The organism is Nocardia sp. 852002-20019_SCH5090214, assembly GCF_001665865.1.
GTDB classification, from domain to species: Bacteria; Actinomycetota; Actinomycetes; order Mycobacteriales; family Mycobacteriaceae; genus Nocardia; species Nocardia nova.
This window is the reverse complement of the sequence record NZ_LZMK01000021.1, coordinates 63,920-81,977: the sequence shown is the minus strand read 5'-3', so window position 1 is coordinate 81,977 and position 18,058 is coordinate 63,920. Positions and strand designations below refer to the sequence as shown.

General features: G+C 62.7%; 16 protein-coding genes. 8 read left to right on the top strand and 8 right to left on the bottom strand.

Features of this window, described 5'->3' with window-relative positions:
* Positions 1-131: 131 nt before the first annotated feature.
* Entirely contained in the window at positions 132-1,568 is a 1,437-nt protein-coding gene (locus A5780_RS02315) for a recombinase family protein (protein WP_064907591.1), read from the top strand.
* Positions 1,569-1,858: 290 nt separating this feature from the next.
* Here A5780_RS02315 and A5780_RS38820 read toward each other — a convergent pair whose 3' ends face one another.
* Positions 1,859-3,544 (bottom strand): pentapeptide repeat-containing protein, encoded by a 1,686-nt coding sequence (locus tag A5780_RS38820; protein WP_156769344.1) that lies wholly within the window; start codon positions 3,542-3,544, stop codon positions 1,859-1,861.
* 1,191 nt (positions 3,545-4,735) lie between these two features.
* Between A5780_RS38820 and A5780_RS02310 the strand changes: the two genes are divergently transcribed.
* Both A5780_RS02310 and A5780_RS02305 read left to right on the top strand, forming a co-directional pair.
* Complete coding sequence (locus A5780_RS02310) at positions 4,736-5,623, top strand: deaminase (protein WP_064907625.1); 888 nt, start codon at positions 4,736-4,738, stop codon at positions 5,621-5,623.
* A gap of 141 nt (positions 5,624-5,764) precedes the next feature.
* Entirely contained in the window at positions 5,765-6,274 is a 510-nt protein-coding gene (locus A5780_RS02305) for a hypothetical protein (RefSeq protein WP_156769343.1), read from the top strand.
* Positions 6,275-6,296: 22 nt separating this feature from the next.
* Here A5780_RS02305 and A5780_RS02300 read toward each other — a convergent pair whose 3' ends face one another.
* The 4 genes from A5780_RS02300 to A5780_RS02290 form a co-directional block, all read right to left on the bottom strand.
* Entirely contained in the window at positions 6,297-6,911 is a 615-nt protein-coding gene (locus tag A5780_RS02300) for a hypothetical protein (protein ID WP_156769342.1), read from the bottom strand.
* 327 nt (positions 6,912-7,238) lie between these two features.
* On the bottom strand, positions 7,239-8,492 hold the full coding sequence (locus tag A5780_RS39730; protein ID WP_156769341.1) for a hypothetical protein: 1,254 nt from the start codon (positions 8,490-8,492) through the stop codon (positions 7,239-7,241).
* 182 nt (positions 8,493-8,674) lie between these two features.
* Complete coding sequence (gene ychF, locus A5780_RS02295) at positions 8,675-9,769, bottom strand: redox-regulated ATPase YchF (protein ID WP_064907588.1); 1,095 nt, start codon at positions 9,767-9,769, stop codon at positions 8,675-8,677.
* A gap of 114 nt (positions 9,770-9,883) precedes the next feature.
* Positions 9,884-10,741 carry a hypothetical protein gene (locus A5780_RS02290; protein ID WP_064907587.1) on the bottom strand — a complete coding sequence of 286 codons (858 nt, stop codon included), beginning with the start codon at positions 10,739-10,741 and terminating at the stop codon, positions 9,884-9,886.
* A gap of 165 nt (positions 10,742-10,906) precedes the next feature.
* Between A5780_RS02290 and A5780_RS02285 the strand changes: the two genes are divergently transcribed.
* Positions 10,907-11,344, top strand: coding sequence for a heme-binding protein (locus tag A5780_RS02285; protein WP_030518629.1), 438 nt, complete (start codon positions 10,907-10,909; stop codon positions 11,342-11,344).
* Positions 11,345-11,444: 100 nt separating this feature from the next.
* On the opposite strand, the gene A5780_RS02280 is transcribed toward A5780_RS02285, so the two are convergent.
* Positions 11,445-11,867: a heme-binding protein gene (locus A5780_RS02280; protein ID WP_197521645.1), complete on the bottom strand. Its 423-nt coding sequence runs from the start codon at positions 11,865-11,867 to the stop codon at positions 11,445-11,447.
* 100 nt (positions 11,868-11,967) lie between these two features.
* Here A5780_RS02280 and A5780_RS02275 point away from each other — a divergent pair, with 100 nt between their 5' ends.
* Entirely contained in the window at positions 11,968-12,429 is a 462-nt protein-coding gene (locus A5780_RS02275; RefSeq protein ID WP_063012466.1) for a MarR family winged helix-turn-helix transcriptional regulator, read from the top strand.
* Here A5780_RS02275 and A5780_RS02270 read toward each other — a convergent pair.
* Positions 12,402-13,016 carry a TIGR03086 family metal-binding protein gene (locus A5780_RS02270; RefSeq protein WP_064907585.1) on the bottom strand — a complete coding sequence of 205 codons (615 nt, stop codon included), beginning with the start codon at positions 13,014-13,016 and terminating at the stop codon, positions 12,402-12,404. The two genes, A5780_RS02275 and A5780_RS02270, sit on opposite strands and share 28 nt — an antisense overlap.
* 100 nt (positions 13,017-13,116) lie before the next feature.
* Here A5780_RS02270 and A5780_RS02265 point away from each other — a divergent pair, with 100 nt between their 5' ends.
* On the top strand, positions 13,117-14,070 hold the full coding sequence (locus A5780_RS02265; RefSeq protein WP_064907584.1) for a YafY family protein: 954 nt from the start codon (positions 13,117-13,119) through the stop codon (positions 14,068-14,070).
* Between the two features lie 59 nt (positions 14,071-14,129).
* Here the strand turns inward: A5780_RS02265 and A5780_RS02260 are convergent, their stop codons facing one another.
* On the bottom strand, positions 14,130-14,816 hold the full coding sequence (locus A5780_RS02260; protein WP_156769340.1) for a hypothetical protein: 687 nt from the start codon (positions 14,814-14,816) through the stop codon (positions 14,130-14,132).
* A gap of 594 nt (positions 14,817-15,410) precedes the next feature.
* Between A5780_RS02260 and A5780_RS02250 the strand changes: the two genes are divergently transcribed.
* Positions 15,411-17,696: a carbon starvation CstA family protein gene (locus tag A5780_RS02250; RefSeq protein WP_064907581.1), complete on the top strand. Its 2,286-nt coding sequence runs from the start codon at positions 15,411-15,413 to the stop codon at positions 17,694-17,696.
* A gap of 14 nt (positions 17,697-17,710) precedes the next feature.
* Positions 17,711-17,905, top strand: a complete 195-nt coding sequence (locus tag A5780_RS41675) for a YbdD/YjiX family protein (protein ID WP_369829502.1) — start codon at positions 17,711-17,713, stop codon at positions 17,903-17,905.
* Positions 17,906-18,058 lie beyond the last annotated feature (153 nt).

The following is an 18,058-nucleotide window of genomic DNA, read 5'->3' as shown; positions in this document are numbered from 1 at the left end:
CCGAATACCGGATGGGGGCCTCAGCAAAGTCTCTACCAGGAGCGGTACATGCCCCGCCCCTACTTCTTCTTAGACGCTGATCCGCTATACGTTGAAGCGGAACTCGACCAGGTTCCGTAGTAAAATAACCTATGCCCATCGTTTCGGTCCGCGCCGCCATCTACCTGCGAGTCAGCCTCGACCAGACCGGCGAAGGGCTCGCCGTCGAGAGGCAACGCGAGGACTGCGAACAGATCGCCCAAACCCGCGGCTGGACTGTAGTTGAAACCTATACGGACAACAGTATTTCGGCGTTTGACAAGGTCAAGAACCGACCGGCGTACGACCGGATGGTGGACGACTACCGCGCCGGCCGATTCAACGCCTTGATCACGTGGGATCTCGACCGGCTCACGCGACAGCCTCGCCAGCTCGAGGATTGGATCGACGCTGCCGAGAGCCAAGGGCTTCGGTTGGTAACCGCGAACGGCGAAGCGGACCTCCAAACCGACGGCGGCCGAATGTACGCGCGAATCAAGGCCGCTGTTGCTCGCGCCGAGATGGAACGCAAGGGCGCCAGGCAAAGCCGTGCGCAGCAGCAACGCGCTGCGAAAGGCCGCCCGCCCCGGGGCATTCGGGCCACCGGCTACACACTCGATGGCGAACTCATCCCCGACGAGGCCAAGGCCGTGCAGGATGTCTACCGCGCATTTGCCAACGGATCGTCCCTCAAGGCGATCGCCGCAGCGCTATCCGGGGCTGAACCAGCCATTCGCGCTGTCGGCGACCGCACCTTGGTTCAGGACCTTCCGAAGACGGTGCCGGCACTGCCGTCACGCAGTGGCCGCGCATGGAACCCGACATCCGTGATCGCGATCCTGCGGAATCCGCGCTATGCAGGTTGGAGCATGCTCGCCGGTGAGGTTGTCCGCGACAGCACCGGCAAACCCATTCGCGGCCAATGGGAACCGATCGTGTCCGACTCCCTCTGGCTCGAGGTCCAACGCCGACTGGACGATCCAGCGCGAAAGACAAACCGAGCGGGAACCGACCGCCGGCACCTCGGGTCGGGACTCTTCCTCTGCGGCATCTGCGACGCCCGCGTTCGCACACACGGTCCCCGATATCGCTGCGCCGGCCACATCATGCGTGTCCGCTCGCCGATCGACGCGATGGTCCTCGAATACATCGAAGGCATGCTCGCGCGCCCCGATCTAGCCGACCTTCTGGTGAAGGAAGACGAAGAGCAGATCGCTACGCTGAACGGGCAGCTACAGGCACAGCGAGACCGCGTCGAACGCGCCAAATTCGACTACAAGCGTGAACTGATCGACGGTGCCCTGTATTTCGAGATCCGGCGGGAGGCTGAAGAGCAGATCGCGCAGCTCGACGCGCAACGCATGGCATTGACGACAGGCGCCGCAGCCTCCGCGATCCTGCTTGCTCCGTCGCCGGTAGAAGCCTTCCGCCAAGCAGATTTGGCGTCACGTCGCTCCATCATCGATCTACTATGCGAGGTCCGGCTTATGCCATCACCACGGGGATACAAGGCGTTCAACCCTCAATCAGTGATGATCACACCGAAGTAGCAGCCAGCCTACATCCCGCCCCATGACAGATAGCCACGTTAGCCACGCATTCAGTCTGCCCATCGCTAGCGATTTCTTACTGACCAAACTGCGAGCATAGCTCGACGGCCGCGCGGAATGGGAGACACAGCGGAGGATGAAACGGCCTCTCACTGATATGGCAGGGCTATTGCATTCGAATGAGTGCGCCCGACTACGTGAGGATGGCAACGCGACCGTAGACTCAATAATCCGCCAACCAATCCCCATCCTTGCCAACGAGCACATCCCGACGTTGGCAAAGCGCTTCGTCACTCTCCAGGCTCGATACTGTCCCCTTCGCTCACAATCGGAGGCCACTCCGAGGGTAGAACATTCAGGGGTTGAGGTGGCAACACCGAAAGCTCTTCACCATTCGCTATTTTGGCGCGGTCTCTGCGGCTGAGTGGGTGATTCCAATCGAATTCAGGCTCAGGCGGACCCCACGCTACCGGCGAATCGAACAGAATCTGCTGCGACCCGAAATCAACGCGACGAAAATCTGTTCGTGAACCACTGAATCCCACCTGCCGGAACACAGTTTCACCCAAAAATCTGACATCAGCGAATATCGCGTGATCACCGAATAGCACTCCATCGAACGATGTCAAGCCACCTTCAAATCGCGCATACGTGAACTCTGCCGCGGAGCGGAAATGCGCCCCATCAAAGCTGGTTCGACAATTGTCAAACAAAGCATGAGCGAAGTAGGCCGCCCCTCGGAATCGCACATACTTAAACGTTACTTTGCCGTCTTTGAAAGCCGAGTGCTTCATATATACGCTATTTTCAAACTTTACAAGATCGAATATAGCCCGGCCCCGAAACTCTGACTTTCCAAACATTACCGGCCCCTTGAACTTAGATCTTGAAAAGTCTATCAAATGTCGCGAGGTAGAGGTATGAAATTGAGTGGAGCCGGTAAATCTCACGCCACGGAAGAGTGCCGGCATCAGAAAAGAAACGCGTCGCATGTCGGCATTAACGAATGATGCGCCATCGAACCGCGTCTCGCCATGAAAATTGGATCCGTCGAATTTGCAGGCACCCCAGCGCGATTCCGAGAAGTCCGATGGCCCACGGAATTCCACCTTCATCTCGGTAGGTCCAGAAAACTCCGCCTTCATGAAGCGCACGGAATTGAACTCGGTACCAATAAAGTAGACGCCATTGGCGAACGTAACCCATCTAAAGCTGGTGTTGCCTCGAAAATTTGAACGATTAAATGTGGCCGTACCGACAAATCTCGAATAATCGAACAGTACGTTTCCCATGAAAAGGCAATCGGCGAAACTGGGCGATTCGAAGACCGCCTCCCTGAAATCGAATGTACATGCCCACCAACCATTTTCAGCCTCTTTTGTAAGTCGAGAAGTTATCACCCGCACAATCGTGCGGCGGACCTCACCGTCACCTTTCCGAGGCTCATAGGTATCTTCAGTCTCCCCTATTTCGACCTCGGAGTTGTTGTACCGCTTTGTTCGCTCGACGCGCTTTGTTCGTTGGCCCTTATCCAATTCTGGCAGATATTGCATTCGGAGATACCCGCACAAAACATCGACGCACTGCTGTCGCCGCAGACCATTTGACTCGTCGGCGACGCCCGCCATGGCGTAGACTCCAGCAAGACGTACGGCCGGGTCTTGTGCACCTAGTTGAGCCGCGGCAGCACCGAATCGATCGATAAATCGGCTAGTCTCCAGGTCGCGTTGACGTCGGTATGCAACGACCAGTCCCACGACCCCGCCGACTCCCGCCGCAATCGCCAGAGCCAGTTTGGTGATATCTATCGGATCACTAGGCTTTCGAGTGGAACCCACAACAGCTCGAAGAGCCCACATAGATAAACCGGTGACCGCCACGCCGCCAGCGATGGCCAGCACCACAGCGGGCAGTAGTTGCATGCCGCGGGCCATCTTCTTTGCTGAACGAATGCCTTTTAACGCCTTTTCCCTCATCCACGTGATCCGTCGAGCGGTCCGCAATCTCACGATGGCGAAGACGACGAGAAGGAGCAGAACGAATGCGACCGTGACCGACAGTATTAGCAGCACGGTGACATCTTGCTATGCCGTAGGCGTGTTCCGCGAATTTGCATCGGTGGCGGAAGTTCGAGTCGTCACGGCCAGCCGGAATCAGCCACGTTCCTGAACAGAACATGCCAAGCTGGCAGTTTCTCCTTCCTTTCCCGTCGACGCCTTCGCGTCCTTCATGCCCAGCTAGTGTTCGGAACGGCGATGCGCAACGAACTCACTGTCACGTCTGTCTCTGCCCCTCTGGGCGGCCCCCGCGCCGGAGGCGATGCTTTTTCGCGGCCTCCGGCCGCGCAGTTCTTCGGTCGAGAGCGCGCGAGGTAGTTCGTGCTGTTTGTCCCTCCGGTATGGCCCGGGGCGACTCGATCACGGACGCGGTGAGCGTCAAGGGTGGCCGTCAGGCCATCGGCGTAGCCGACGCGTCAGCGCCCTTGATGCTCGCCGTGTTCGTGATAGCCCCGAAAGGGCCATGGCGGAGGGACAGACAGCACACCGCGTGCCAGACCGCGCAAGCGCAAGCTTGCGGACCAACCCCGCGAACCGGTCACGCCACGCGCATCCCTCACTGGCCCCTCATTCGCGCATCAGTAGACCGCCACGCACGCACACGACTCGATAAGCTGCAAGCAGCACCGCCAGGTGCTGAACCGTCGCTTACGCAACCACATCGCAAACTTTCCGATACCCACCCAACGCAACCAGATTCTTTTGTCTTTTCACCTCACCCCCGCTTACCTCCCTGACTTGACTTGATCATGACTCTCTCCACCCACCCAGTCCCCCATCTCGCCCCCGTTCACGTAGTGGGGGTGAGATGGGGGACTGGGTGGGTGGAGAGAGTCAACGGCGCGAAGCGCCGTTTTGGCGTCAGGAAGGTAAGCGGGGGTGAGGTGTCTGTGACAAAAGTTGGGACAACTTGTCCCGGCTTTTGACCGGCTTTTGTCCCATGAACGTGCATCCACCGACGGTGCAGTGAACTCAAGTGGGTTTGTGCAAGCTGCTGGGCCCAATCGACTAGGCAATGGGTCATGCTGACACAGTAGGGCATCCTGCGTCAGCCGGGCTGCAAGTCGCCCCTCTGTTCCAAGAGTGCTGCAGGGCTGCCAATCTAAACGCATGGATCATGGAGGATATGCCCTCTCGCTCAAGGACATTGAACACGCGTTTGCTGTACGAGCGATAGAAGAGGCCAGGAAGTCTCCTGGGAACGCCCGGGTCGGAGCTGTCATCGTCCGAGGCGACATCATTCTGGCGACTGGCCACAAAGGTGAGATCGATGGCCTTCACGCCGAGCAAGTAGCTCTCCAAAAGGCCACCGCAGCGGGCACCCGCCTTGCCGGTACCTCGCTGTACACGACGCTCGAGCCATGCGCAAACTCCCGAACATCTCGGATACCGTGCGCAAAACTCATCGCAGACGCCGGCGTAGCCGTCGTCCACATCGGCGAATACGACCCCAACCCTCAGGTGAACCGCCTCGGCTGGAAGTACCTGCGCGACCATGGCATCCGACTCCGCGACTTTCCGGCGGACCTCCGCAGGCAAGCCCACGAGGCCAACGCGGACTTCACGCAGGTCTTCACAAGGGGAACCGGAATGACCGCAGGCGCAAAGTTTGACTTCACTATGAACGGCGGCAGATTCACTATCAGCGTCGACGAACAGCCCGACAGTGCTTCATGGGAAACCCAGTGGACAAATTGCGGTGCCTCTGCGCTCTACATGTATGGAGGCCGGCCTGGTGTAGTCGCACTGGCGCGCTATGCCAAGGAGTTCAATGAGATTGACGATCCCGATGCGCTCGACTACGGACATCATTCTCCCAAGATCGACATTGGATCCATCGGCGTGATGCGCAACGCTCACGGACATGTCCTCTGCAAAGTCACTGCGATCGAACCCACGGCCGACTACGGCGGCAGTGGACATGTTTCCGTTACCCTCAAGTGGGAGATTCGCCTTGCCGAAACCGACCGACAGGATAGCTCAAGGCTGTCCAGCTAACCGAGATTGCAAGCCTCCGTAGCCGCGAGATGATCTTCGAGTAACCACTCGACAGGACTACAACTCGACCTTGAGTCCTGTCAACGCTCTGCCAGTCCCGCATTTCGCCAGGTAAGGCCCCGCGCTTCTAGACTCACAGCCATGGCCAATGTCTGGGGGTCCGCAGTGCCGAGCTGGATATCGGCGGCCGGCACGCTTCTAACCTTCATTACAGTTGTGTACGCCGCGCGATCGTTCAGAGTCGATGCTCGGGCGCGGATGGATAACGAGCGGCGGCAAGCTCGACAGATTCAGGCAACGGACTACCGGCCGGGTCGCCTCGCGGTAAGAATCGTCAATCGCAGCGGCTACTCGATCTACGACGTCTCGCTCGAATCCGTTCGGCTGCCAAGTGACCCCGACGCGACCTGGAAGCCGGGGGCGCTGGAGAGCCCCGAGATCGTTGGGCGATACCAGCCCGTCTCAGTACTCATCCCCAACCGGCAGATGGTTGTAGACATCGAGTTGGCCAGCGGCGACGGCATAGTTTACGACCACATGCAGGAGCCCCTCGCCAGCGGGAAGCTGAGCTACACAATTGAATTCACCGATTGCGATGGCCGACGGTGGCGACGCACCGACCAGCAGACTCCAGAGCGAATCATGACCTGACTGGGCTGCTGAAGGTTCACCGTCAAGCACGCCGGTTCCGCAACTCGAACCTTGCAGCTACGGCCTTTTCTGCGTCGCTCAGATTCCTCGATGCGCGCACAACCTTGTTGCGCCCCTGCGCATCACGCACCATCTGAAGACTGACGACTTGATCGTCTGCTACCACGCGAAACACTCTCGCTAGTTCAGGAATCGAGATCGAAGTCAGTGATTTCTTGCTGGTGACGTCGGAGGCAACGAAGATGCCACTCAATCGACTACCAGCGTGCTCACTTCCTTCGAAGCCGAAGACCAGACTGTGAATGACTCGGTTACATAGGTCACGCAGTCCAATTCTCTCCGGCTTCGACTGTTCTTGCTCGAGGTCGTAGAAGTCCCAAAACTGATAGGCGTCCCAGAAGTCCGGAGCTGCTCGGGCCACCGGATACGCCACCACCGAGACCAACTCGCTGCGACATTCATCGCTCAGCTTCCCGGGAGTATCGAGCAACTTGCGGATGGCGAAACAACCGACCATCACATCGCGCTCGACCAAAAAGGCTGTACGAGACGTCCAACGAGACTGGATGCCGCGACGCTCGACTCGATCAGCAATCTTGGCGAGGTCTTCTTTCCATGGAACTGAGTCACTGATCATGGGCGAGCAGTGCGAGTGATCAGACCAGCGCTGAACCAATGAACGAGCGTCGTCGCAATGCCTATCGCAACAACGGACTCCTCTTGACTCACATTGCCGGGCGCACTCGGTTGACCGCCGTGACGGTGATGCTGCCCATGCCAGAGCATCCGCATCATGCCGACGAGCATTTCCCTTGGGGGAGCTTTGGGATGCTCGCGAGTCATAGGGAGTGTCCAATCCCCGTGGTTCTCGAAGACGGTTCCGAGTATCGCCGCCTTGTTAGTTGGCGATACGATGGGGATTAATGCATCCCTCCACGGCGAGAATTGCCAAGCGGTAGGCGGTTCAGGAAAGCATGCGCCTAATGAAGTCACGATGGGTCTCCGTACTGCTATTATAGTCATCCGCTATCGAACGGATGGTGTCTCTTGAGAGGATCGGAGATTTACTTTCCATAATCGCCTTGCGAAATCTGCCCGGATTCAAAGGGCCATTAAAAGACGACCGAAGAAGGGACAGCAGATTCGCATCGCAGTACCGGATAGTAATACCGGCCTCGGACTCTAATGAGCGAATTTTATGCTCAACGGTTTGGGCAGGCTTTTGCCCTACGATTAGTACAAATTTCAATGCCGCCAGTGTATTCAGCCTGCTGCGGCAGGTCTCCACATATTCTAGTAGTGCGCGGGAGTCTTTGGTTGGCAGAGAATAAGGCGCAGTAGTCGTCTTTGCTTCAACAAGGATGGTATATGATTCGCCGCCATCCGCTGGCGCAATGCAGATTAGATCTACGCGGCGTTGGCCGCGTACCGTCTCCGCTACTACGAATCCAAAGGATTGAAACAGGACAGCCAGTTGCTTCTCAAATCGATCTTCGATGTCTTTCTCGCCATACCTTTCAATCATATGGCTAGCACGGCGCGCTAAATCGCCCAGCTCATTGCTTGTAGCGAGGGGCCCCAACATCCTCTCTCGTAGATCGAAGTCTACTTCGTCGCGCTCGTACGTCGCCTGCTTGGCGCGGTCGGCGACGGCCTTTGCGAAAAGATGCCCAAGTCGAAGATGTTCAGGATGCTCGGCGACTAGCGCATACATAGACAGGTCGCTTATATAAGAAAAAGTGAACAGGTCCCAGCTTGTCGAACTATTATATAGGGCTGTGGACCCGATCTGACCGGTGGTCAAGGCTGCGTTGTAGCCCTTACAGAATCCGGCGACTAACTTTCGTTCGATAGCGGCGGCGTAGCCATATTCGGTATTAAACGTGCGTTCGCGGAAGAGGCCGACGAGCGGTTCTAGCGGAAACTCCTCGCCGTCTAATGCGGATTCGGCGTGCTGCATTGCCGCAATGAAATGTCCCGCCAATCGAATGCTCGCAGTCCTCCAGCGCTCGTGCTCAGGGTCAATGAGTTCCGCCGTGAAGGCTTTATCGCGTTCTAGGATCGCAACCCAAGTCTTCGAGGCGCTCATTAGGCCAGCAGCGACGACTTCGGTAGACAACGTAGAATAGTCAACATCGGTAACCCACGGCATCGATAGAACCGCGTCAAGGTCGGTGGCTGACAGAAACGCGAGCGGGTTGTCAGCAGCGTCAGGCATTCGGACACACTACTGTTTGGATGAGCGTCATCAAAAGCCTTTCCGATTGAACTAAGTCAGCGGCGGTTGCAGCTCGCGCAGTAGACGCCCCCGCTCGAGGCACGCGGGTGAGGCAAGCGAGTCCCGACTAGGTATCGGTAGCCCTTCAATAGGCTCTCTGCCAGCAGAAACGGCGCTTCAGCCTACTTCTTAGCAGACGCTAATCCGCTGCGGAACTCGACCACGTCGCCGTCGTGCATGACGTAGTCCTTACCCTCCATCCGGACCTTGCCGGCGGCCTTGGCGGCGGACATGGAGCCGGCTTCGACCAGGTCGTCGAAGGCGACGATTTCGGCCTTGATGAAGCCGCGTTCGAAGTCGGTGTGGATGACGCCGGCTGCCTTCGGGGCGGTGTCGCCCTGGTGGATGGTCCAGGCGCGGGCCTCTTTCGGGCCGGCGGTGAGGTAGGTCTGGAGGCCGAGGGTGTGGAAGCCGGCTCGGGCCAGGGCGTGCAGGCCGGGTTCGGTTTGGCCGATGGATTCCAGCAGCTCGAGGGCGGACTCGGCGTCGAGTTCCAGGAGTTCGGCTTCGACCTTGGCGTCGAGGAAGACCGAATCCGCCGGGGCGACTGCGGCTTTCAGTTCGGCGACGCGCGCCTCGTCCGTCAGGACCGACTCGTCGGCGTTGAAGACGTAGAGGAAGGGCTTGGTGGTCAGCAGCGACAGTTCGCGCAGGAGGTCGGCGTCGAGCTTGTCGCGGACCGCGTACAGGGTCTTGCCCTCGTTGAGGAATTCCTGGGCCTGCTTGGCGGCGTCGGCCACCGGTTTGCGGTCCTTCTTGACCTTGGCTTCCTTGTCGAGGCGGACCACCGCCTTCTCCAGCGTCTGCAGGTCGGCGAGGATGAGCTCGGTTTCGATGACCTCGATGTCGCTGAGCGGGTCGACCTTGCCGTCGACGTGGACCACGTCGTCGTCGGCGAAGACGCGGACCACCTGGCAGATGGCGTCGGCCTCGCGGATGTTGGCGAGGAACTTGTTGCCCAGGCCCGCGCCTTCGGAGGCGCCCTTCACGATGCCGGCGATGTCGACGAACGACACGGTCGCGGGGACGATGCGCTCGGAGCCGAAGATCTCGGCGAGCTTGTCCAACCTCGGGTCGGGCAGCGGCACCACGCCGACGTTCGGCTCGATGGTGGCGAACGGGTAGTTCGCCGCGAGCACGTCGTTGCGGGTCAGCGCGTTGAACAGCGTCGACTTTCCGACGTTGGGCAGGCCGACGATACCGAGGGTGAGACTCACGAGTGCAAGAGTCTACGCGGCGCACGTTCGGCAACCGAATCTGCCCAGGTCGCGACCACTGGATGGAGTGCCCGGTATCCGGACGTGTTCTGTCACCCGCGCGCGACCGGCTACTCAGAAAGTGGCGGGCAGCGCGAGCGCGCTCTCGATCGCCGCATCCAGAAAGGCGAGAGTGTCACGGCGGCGTGTGAGCGGATTGCGATAGGAGCGGCACCCCTCGGCGCCGCGCGTGCGGAGGTGGAGGCTCTCGGCGATGATCGGCTGCCAACGCGGGTCGAACGACCGCAGCGCATAGCGGCCGGCTCCGCATTTGGAGGTCATCGTTCCGGTCGCGAGCACATGATGAAGGCGACTCACCCCGAGAACTGCCCATACCGGAAACCACGGGGTCAACCCCACCGCGAGCGACAGCGGATGCGCTGCCCGGGCACGTTCCCACCACGGCCGCCAGTAGTTGCGCACGTTGTCGACGGTGAAGTCGCGCAAGGCCACCCGATCCGCCCACAGCTCGATATCGCCCGGCTGTGGGCCGCGAACCGTGATCCCGTGCCAGGCCAGCTCACAGAACGTCACCGGGTCGATGCCGAAGCGACCGGAGGTGGTGAACCGGCTCTCCTGGGCGCAGGGAACATCGGGGCACTCGTCCGGCCCGGCCGCGAGATCCGCCCAATGCACAACGGCACCATCGAAATTCGGCCGCCGTGCGGCGCGGACCGTGCGGCTGTGCGCCTCGGCCACGGCTGCCATCTCCGGCGAGTCCGGCTCGATGCGCCGATCGGTCACCGCGACGAAGTCGATATCGCTCGCGGTGGCGAGCCGCCCTCGCCCGGCACCGCGTGGATGGAAATCCTCCAACGCGACCGAGCCGACAAGATAGAAGCCGCTGATCAAGCCCGGCGACAACTCGTCGACGGCCGTGAGGAACAGCCCGACACTGCGCGCGACCTCGGCCGGAAGATCGTCGATGGACATGCCGTCAACCTACCGTTCGACGACCCTCGACCCCAGGAACGAATCGCGAACACCCGTACGCGCGCTCGATCCGCTGTGCAGCTGAACAAACATACTCTGCCGCAACGGATTCGACGATCCACACCGCAGCCCGCACATGCGACCACACCGGGCTAAGGTCGTTTCATGGCGCAGATCCCTCGACTTCCCGGATTGGGCTTGGCCGATGCCGATTGGCTGGTGACCGCCGCACTGGCGGTGGCCTCCGAACATCGATTTCCGCCGCTGGCGGTGGCGGTTACCGATGTGAGCGGTGCGGTGATCGCGCTGCGCCGGGCGGACGGCGGGATGCCGATGACGAGTCGCCTCGCGGTGGCCAAGGCGCGCACCGCACTACTGACACTGCATCCGTCGGGACAACTCCCCCTGCCGGGTGAGATCGTCGACAGCATTCAGCATCTCTACGACGGTGATTACATTCCGTTCGCGGGCGGGGTGCTCGTCACCGAGAACGGGGTGATTCTCGGGGCCGCCGGGGCCTCGGGTGCGCATGCGACACAGGACGAAGAGGCCGTGCAGGTCGCCGTGCAGCGCTGGCACGAATATCGTTCGCACACAGCCTGATCGAGACACTCGCACGTGCTCTGGTAGCCGGCGACGCAGCGGGATCCGACCATGCGACCGGCACAGTTGCGCGCGTGGCACCACGCCCGCCGGCGTTCTGCTACACCGGGTCCGGCGTCGGCCGGGCACAAGCCAGCCCGAACTCGGCGCACTCGTCGTCCTGTTCGGGCCGACCGCCGCTGACCGCGACCGCACCCACCACGACACCGTCGCGACGGATCAGCCGAGAGCCCGCACCCACCACGATCGGCGTCGGCGACAGCTGATCGATTCGATCGAACAGGGCGGGCCACGCCGCCTGGAGTTGCTGCAGTTCACCGCCCTCGCGATGAAACAGGGCGACCCCGGCCGCCTTCGCGGGAGCGATCCGGGCCGACAGCGGTGGCGCACCGTCCATCCGGTCCAGCACTCGCACGTGTCCACCCTCGTCCACGACCGCCACGGTCACTCGGGCACCCAATTCCCCAGCGCGAGAGCGTATCCGAGTGCTGATGGCGTGCGCTTCATGCAGCGTGAGCAACATCTTCTCCACCTCCGATAATCGTTGGCTGTACCAACGGTTCGCCCAGGCGACGCTACCCCACATTCGTTGGCTCGTCCAACGAATCCAGTAGACTTCACGCATGGACGACACACCCGCACGCCTGCGCGGCAAACCGAGCTGGCTGGTCAGCAAGACCGCCGCACTCGCCCAGCGGCGCATCGGAGAAGCCGTGTCGGCGGTCGGCGCCCGCGGCTACCATTTCTCGATTCTGGCCGCACTCGACGAGTTCGGGCCCGCCAGTCAAGTGGCGATCGGCCAGCGCTGCCGGATCGACCGCAGCGATATGCACGCCATGCTGGCCGAGCTCGAGGCGCAAAAATACGTTGCGCGAGAGCCGGATCCGGACGACCGCCGCCGCAACCTCATCACCCTCACCGCGGCCGGCGAGCGGCGACTGCACGAACTGGATGCCACGTTGACTGCCGCCCAGGACGAGATATTCGGCGAGCTGACGAAGGCGGAGCGCGAACACCTGGTCGAGCTGCTGACCCGCGTGCTGGACAACCGGCAGACTCAGACGCGCGGGTCGCGGCCGAGGTAGCGCAGCAGTGTGTCGACGGCGGTATCGCCGGGCTCGGCATCCAGCACGGCCGCGTACGCGCCCCACTGGCGCAGCGGTTCGATCAGATCGGTTGCGGCAGTGAGGAGATGGGTGGCCAGGGTGTCGGTCAGCGGAGACGGCCGGCCGGTGGCGACCGCGATGTCCCAGGCGTGGACGGCAGCATCCAGGGCAGCCATGACGGCGGCGACGGGGGTCGGGAGGACGCCGTGCGGGAGCGGGGTGGGAACGGTTTCGGCGTCGTCGGTGACGGTGGCCCAGGCGGCGGCGGTCTGCTCGATGGCAGCGGAGACAAGCTGTGTGCCGGTGCCGTCGAGCGAGCCGGAGGGGGCGAAGGGGTCGTAGGCGGGGCCGGTGCCCAGCCCCAGGGCCGCGGCGAAGGCGAGCTGATCACCGGCGGCGTGCTGCACGACCTGGGTGACGGTCCACTGCGAGCAGGGAGTCGGCAGGTCCCACTGGGCGGCGCCGATTCCCGCGACCGCGTCGGCGAGGGCACGGTAGGACTCGGCGACGACGTCACGCCAGACCGGGGCGAGAGCGGCGGCGGGGGAAACGGAGGTGCTGTTCATCGGAGGGCCTTTCGTTCTTCGTTTTCGGCGTTGAACTCAGGTTATGCGCCAATTAGGCTTGTTTTCTTCCTAATAATTCGCCGACGGAAAGCGCTTCGATGTGACCTCCACCACAACCCGTGTGCTGCGGCTGCTGTCGCTGTTGCAGGACCGCACCTATACCGGTCGGGAGCTGGCACAAAGGCTCGATGTCAGCGACCGGACTCTGCGTCAGGACATCACACGGCTGCGGGAACTGGGGTATCCGGTCCATGCCGAGCGCGGTGCGGTCGGCGGCTATCGGATCGGTCAGGGCAAGACCATGCCGCCGCTGCTGCTCGACGACGACGAGGCCGTCGCGGTGGCGGTGGCGATCGGCCTCGCCGAGGACGGCTCCACCGGGATCGCGGATATCGACGAGAACGTGGCGCGGGCGCTCGCCAAGCTGGAGCGAATTCTACCGGTTCGGTTGCAGCGCAAGGTGACAGCGTTGCGCACGGCCACCGAGATCGGTCCCGCCACGACCGGCTCACGCGAACCCGATGCGCCCGTGCCGGCGCAGACTCTGGCCACCATCGCGTCGGCGATACGCGGTACCCGGGTCCTGAACGTCGACGGCGGACGCCTCGAGCCGTATCGGCTGATCAATTGGCAACGCCGGTGGTATCTCGTCGCTTACGATCTCGAAAGCCATTGCTGGCGTGCCCTTCCCGTGGCCTCCGTCGACGACGTCGCGACCGGCTCCCACCACTTCGCGGCCCGCACGCTGCCCGATGACGATCTGGTGGCCTTCGTCCTGCGGGAAATCGCCAGGGCCGGTTGGCGAGTCCACGCCCGGGTCACGGTGCTGGCGCCCGCCGAGACCGTGATCGCGCGCATCAACCCGGCCGTCGGTGTGGTGGAAGCCGTCGACGCGCAATCGTGTGTGTTGTACACCGGTGCGGACACTCTGGAGACCATCGCGATCTACCTGAGCATGTTGATGATGGACTTCCGCGTCGACGAGCCGCCGGAACTCGTGGACCACATCCGGACACTGAGCCGTCGTTATTCGTCGGCTGTCCCACCCGAATAGCGCTTCCGACGGCCCCCGGAAAGGGCCCGAGGACGGCCCTGTGAGGTGCCGATACGGCACTAACAGCGTTCGTACAGACGAACGAAGGGCTCCGCCTCGGCCGAAACTTTTCGGCCTGGATCCGGGCAACCGCCTACCAGGACCTCGAAGCGGAAGCCTTGGTGCCCGCGGAGGGTGTACTCGACCACGGCACCGGACCGAGCGAGGCGGGGAAGGTGCTGACCGGCCAACTGTGCAGCCTGCTCCGCACTGAACACCTCGCCCGCCGGCGGAAGAATCGCGACGCCCAGTGTGCGGCCACCCACACCGGGCGGGTCGTACACACGGATGTCGGCGAAGTACGGGAAAGGCTGATCGGTAACCAACCACTCCCACAACTGGAGTTCACTGTCGGACGGGAAGCGGGTACGGCGGCTCGTGCTCGAGTCGGGTCCCAGACTCGAGCCCACGATCGAGAGATCGTGGTAACCGGAGGCCACCGTCCAGTCACGGGCCGCCAGTTCGGGAAACTCGCCGGCGATCTTTCGCATCGCCGCGGTGGCGCTCGAAGGTTCGGTACCAGAACTCGCGGCCACGATGACCTTCTCGGCCGGGCCTTCGACGTCGGCTGCGAATGTTCCGCCGTCACTCCAATGGATCTCGGCTCCAGGCCGGCTCGCCGACACTCGCGCCCAAGTGTTTGCCGCTTCGGCTTTCCTGGTGGTGTCGCCACCGAAACGCCAGGACGCGAAATACGAGTCCGTCATCCGGACCATTTTCAGCACCGTCGAGTCACCTCGGTACTGCGGCGGTAGCTGCTGGGTGGTCCATCACGCGCACCACGGCCTCTGCCTGCGGGGCCGTTGCGTCGTCCTTCAACCGAACATCGAGGCCGGAGCTGTAGTCACCGTACCGGTGGTACTGGAACGTGTGCGATGCGTCGGCCACCCCCGGCAACGCCTGTATCGCGGATTCGATCGCCCGCGACCAGCTATCACGCTCGGCTTGGTCAGGCCCCTGCATCGGTCTCGAGCACCCGATCGCCGAAGCCGCTGCGAGCAGCATGGCGATCGCCGACAACACCGAACGCGCAGTCCTCACCCACCTATACAACCGCAGACCAGGTTCGGAGCTACGGATCGCACCCGCGTCCGGCCCGAACGACACGCGGCCACCTGCGGTTTCGCCTCGGACGCCGGGATCCGGTCCGATGAACAGTTTCTGAACGGAGTGCGGATCCCACAGTGGGCTCGCCCGATTCGGCGGGATTCCGCTACCTTGAGTCAGTTCCACCTGATGTCCGGGCGGGCGGGGAAACTCGTCGCCGATCGGACCTACACCAGCACGGGAGAGTAGCTCGCATGGCGACCATCGAATACCTCCGAACCGAGCCGGACCTGCCTCCCGTCGGGATCGTCGACCGCCGGCCGATCACGCCGGCCAAGAAGGCGATCTTCGCGGCCGTCGCCGTCTTCGGTGCGGTCGCCTGGGCGATTCTCGCCGTCGCTCGTGGCGAGAACGTCAACGCGGTGTGGATCGTCATCGCGGCGGTGTGCACCTACATCATCGCCTACCAGTTCTACGCCCGGCTGATCGAATGGAAGATCACCACACCGCGCGACGACACCGCTACTCCGGCAGAGGAACTGGAGAACGGCACCGACTACATGCCGATGGACCGGCGGGTCCTGTTCGGTCACCATTTCGCCGCCATCGCCGGCGCCGGGCCGCTGGTCGGGCCGGTCCTCGCGGCGCAGATGGGGTATCTGCCGGGCACGCTGTGGATCGTGATCGGCGTCGTGCTCGCCGGTGCAGTCCAGGACTATCTGGTGCTGTGGGCATCGGTGAAGCGCCGCGGCCGCAGCCTCGGGCAGATGGCCCGCGACGAACTCGGTGTGGTGGGCGGTATCGCGGCGCTGATCGCGGTGCTGGTGATCATGGTGATTCTGCTGGCCGTGCTGGGCATCGTGGTGGTCAACGCGCTCGCCGCGACCAAGGGGGCCGACGGGCAGCTGCACGGCGGCAGCCCGTGGGGTGTGTTCTCGATTTCGATGACGATTCCGATCGCGCTGCTGATGGGCCTGTACCTGCGCTATGTGCGGCCGGGCAAGGTCGGCGAGATCTCCGTCGTCGGCTTCGCGCTGTTGCTGCTGGCCATCGTCTCCGGGCGCTGGGTGTCGGAATCCGGCTGGGGCCGTGACGTGTTCACCCTCTCGGGCACCACCATCGCGTGGATGCTGATCATCTACGGCTTCATCGCCTCGGTGCTGCCGGTGTGGCTGCTGCTGGCCCCGCGCGACTATCTGTCGACGTTCATGAAGGTCGGCACGATCGTGCTGCTGGCGCTGGGCGTGGTGATCACCATGCCGGTGCTGCACGCGCCCGCGGTCTCCCAATTCGCCGGCAACTCCAAGGGTCCGGCGTTCGCCGGCAGCCTGTTCCCGTTCCTGTTCATCACCATCGCCTGCGGTGCGCTCTCCGGATTCCACGCACTGGTCTCCTCGGGCACCACGCCGAAACTGCTCGAAAAGCAGTCGCAGGCACGGATGATCGGCTACGGCGGCATGCTGATGGAGTCGTTCGTCGCGGTGATGGCGATCATCGCGGCCAGCATTCTCGACCAGCATCTGTACTTCGCGATGAACACCGGCGGCCTCACCAGCGCGCAGGCCGCCGCCGACAAGGTGAACGCCCTCGGGCTCGGCGGCACACCGATCACCGCGAACGAGTTGAACCAGGCCGCTCACGACGTGGGTGAGCAAGCGATCTACTCCCGCACCGGCGGCGCGCCCACCCTGGCGGTCGGTATGGCCGAGGTGATGCACAACTTCATCGGCGGCGCCGCGATGAAGTCGTTCTGGTACCACTTCGCGATCATGTTCGAGGCGCTGTTCATCCTGACCACCATCGATGCGGGCACTCGCGTCGCGCGCTTCATGCTCTCGGACACGCTCGGCAACCTCGGCGGCCCGGCGCGCAAATTCAAGGATCCGTCCTGGCGGCCCGGAGCCTGGCTGTGCACGTTCGTCGTGGTCGCGGCCTGGGGTTCGGTGCTGCTGATGGGCGTGACCGATCCGCTCGGCGGCATCTACACGCTGTATCCGCTGTTCGGCATCGCCAATCAGCTGCTGGCCGCGGTCGCGCTGACGGTGGTACTGGTGATCGTGATGAAGAAGCGGCTGTGGAAGTGGGCCTGGATTCCGGCGCTGCCGCTGATCTGGGATCTCATCGTCACCATGACGGCCTCGTGGCAGAAGATCTTCTCCGGCGACAAGAACATCGGCTACTGGACCCAGCACCGCATCTACAGCGACGCTCGTGACGCCGGGAAGGTGCTGGCGCCGGCCAAGAGCATGGCCGATATGGACAAGGTCGTGCGCAACACGTTCATCCAGGGCTCACTGTCGATCATTTTCGCGGTGCTGGTGCTGATCGTGGCGGCGGTCGGTGTGATCGTCTGTGTGCAGGCGGTGCGCCGCGGCGGTGGGGCCACCACCGAGACTCCGGAGGTGCCGTCGAAGATCTTCGGGCCGTCAGGTTTCGTGACGACGAAGGCCGAGAAGGAGGTGCAGCGCGAATGGGCGGAGTACGAGCGTTCGGGCGCGGCGAAGGTCCCCGGCGCGGCGACGCCGGAACCGGCTTCTTAGCAAGCGAATTCGCTGTGCTGCGGGCGCCGCTGCGCGCGGTCCGGGCGGGAGCCCGCTATATGAACGCGGTGCTCGGCGGGCAGGACTACCCGCGATATGTGGAACATCTGCGGCGTCGGCATCCCGACCGGCCGATTCCGACCGAGAGTGAATACTGGCGCGAACGGCACGCGGCGGCCGATCGCAACCCCGGGACCCGGTGCTGCTGAGCTCGCCCCGCCGATGATCGGCGGCGAGTCCGGTCGACCGGGCAACCGGAAGCGGTTCCAGGCATCCGGCTCGCCTCGGCCGCCGCACCCCTCCAGCGAGCGTACGGTTCCGGTGCGATTCGCCAGTCCGCACGCGGCGCCGGTGGCCGAAAC

Coding starts and splice junctions, on each gene's coding strand:
- A5780_RS02280 (WP_197521645.1), bottom strand. CDS start 11,867: ATGTTGCTCACGCTGCATGAAGCGCACGCCATCAGCACTCGGATACGC.
- A5780_RS02260 (WP_156769340.1), bottom strand. CDS start 14,816: ATGACGGACTCGTATTTCGCGTCCTGGCGTTTCGGTGGCGACACCACC.
- A5780_RS02270 (WP_064907585.1), bottom strand. CDS start 13,016: ATGAACAGCACCTCCGTTTCCCCCGCCGCCGCTCTCGCCCCGGTCTGG.
- A5780_RS02285 (WP_030518629.1), top strand. CDS start 10,907: ATGGCGCAGATCCCTCGACTTCCCGGATTGGGCTTGGCCGATGCCGAT.
- A5780_RS02315 (WP_064907591.1), top strand. CDS start 132: ATGCCCATCGTTTCGGTCCGCGCCGCCATCTACCTGCGAGTCAGCCTC.
- A5780_RS02290 (WP_064907587.1), bottom strand. CDS start 10,741: ATGTCCATCGACGATCTTCCGGCCGAGGTCGCGCGCAGTGTCGGGCTG.
- A5780_RS39730 (WP_156769341.1), bottom strand. CDS start 8,492: ATGCCTGACGCTGCTGACAACCCGCTCGCGTTTCTGTCAGCCACCGAC.
- A5780_RS38820 (WP_156769344.1), bottom strand. CDS start 3,544: ATGAGGGAAAAGGCGTTAAAAGGCATTCGTTCAGCAAAGAAGATGGCC.
- A5780_RS02250 (WP_064907581.1), top strand. CDS start 15,411: ATGGCGACCATCGAATACCTCCGAACCGAGCCGGACCTGCCTCCCGTC.
- A5780_RS02305 (WP_156769343.1), top strand. CDS start 5,765: ATGGCCAATGTCTGGGGGTCCGCAGTGCCGAGCTGGATATCGGCGGCC.
- A5780_RS02300 (WP_156769342.1), bottom strand. CDS start 6,911: ATGATCAGTGACTCAGTTCCATGGAAAGAAGACCTCGCCAAGATTGCT.
- A5780_RS02310 (WP_064907625.1), top strand. CDS start 4,736: ATGGATCATGGAGGATATGCCCTCTCGCTCAAGGACATTGAACACGCG.
- A5780_RS02275 (WP_063012466.1), top strand. CDS start 11,968: ATGGACGACACACCCGCACGCCTGCGCGGCAAACCGAGCTGGCTGGTC.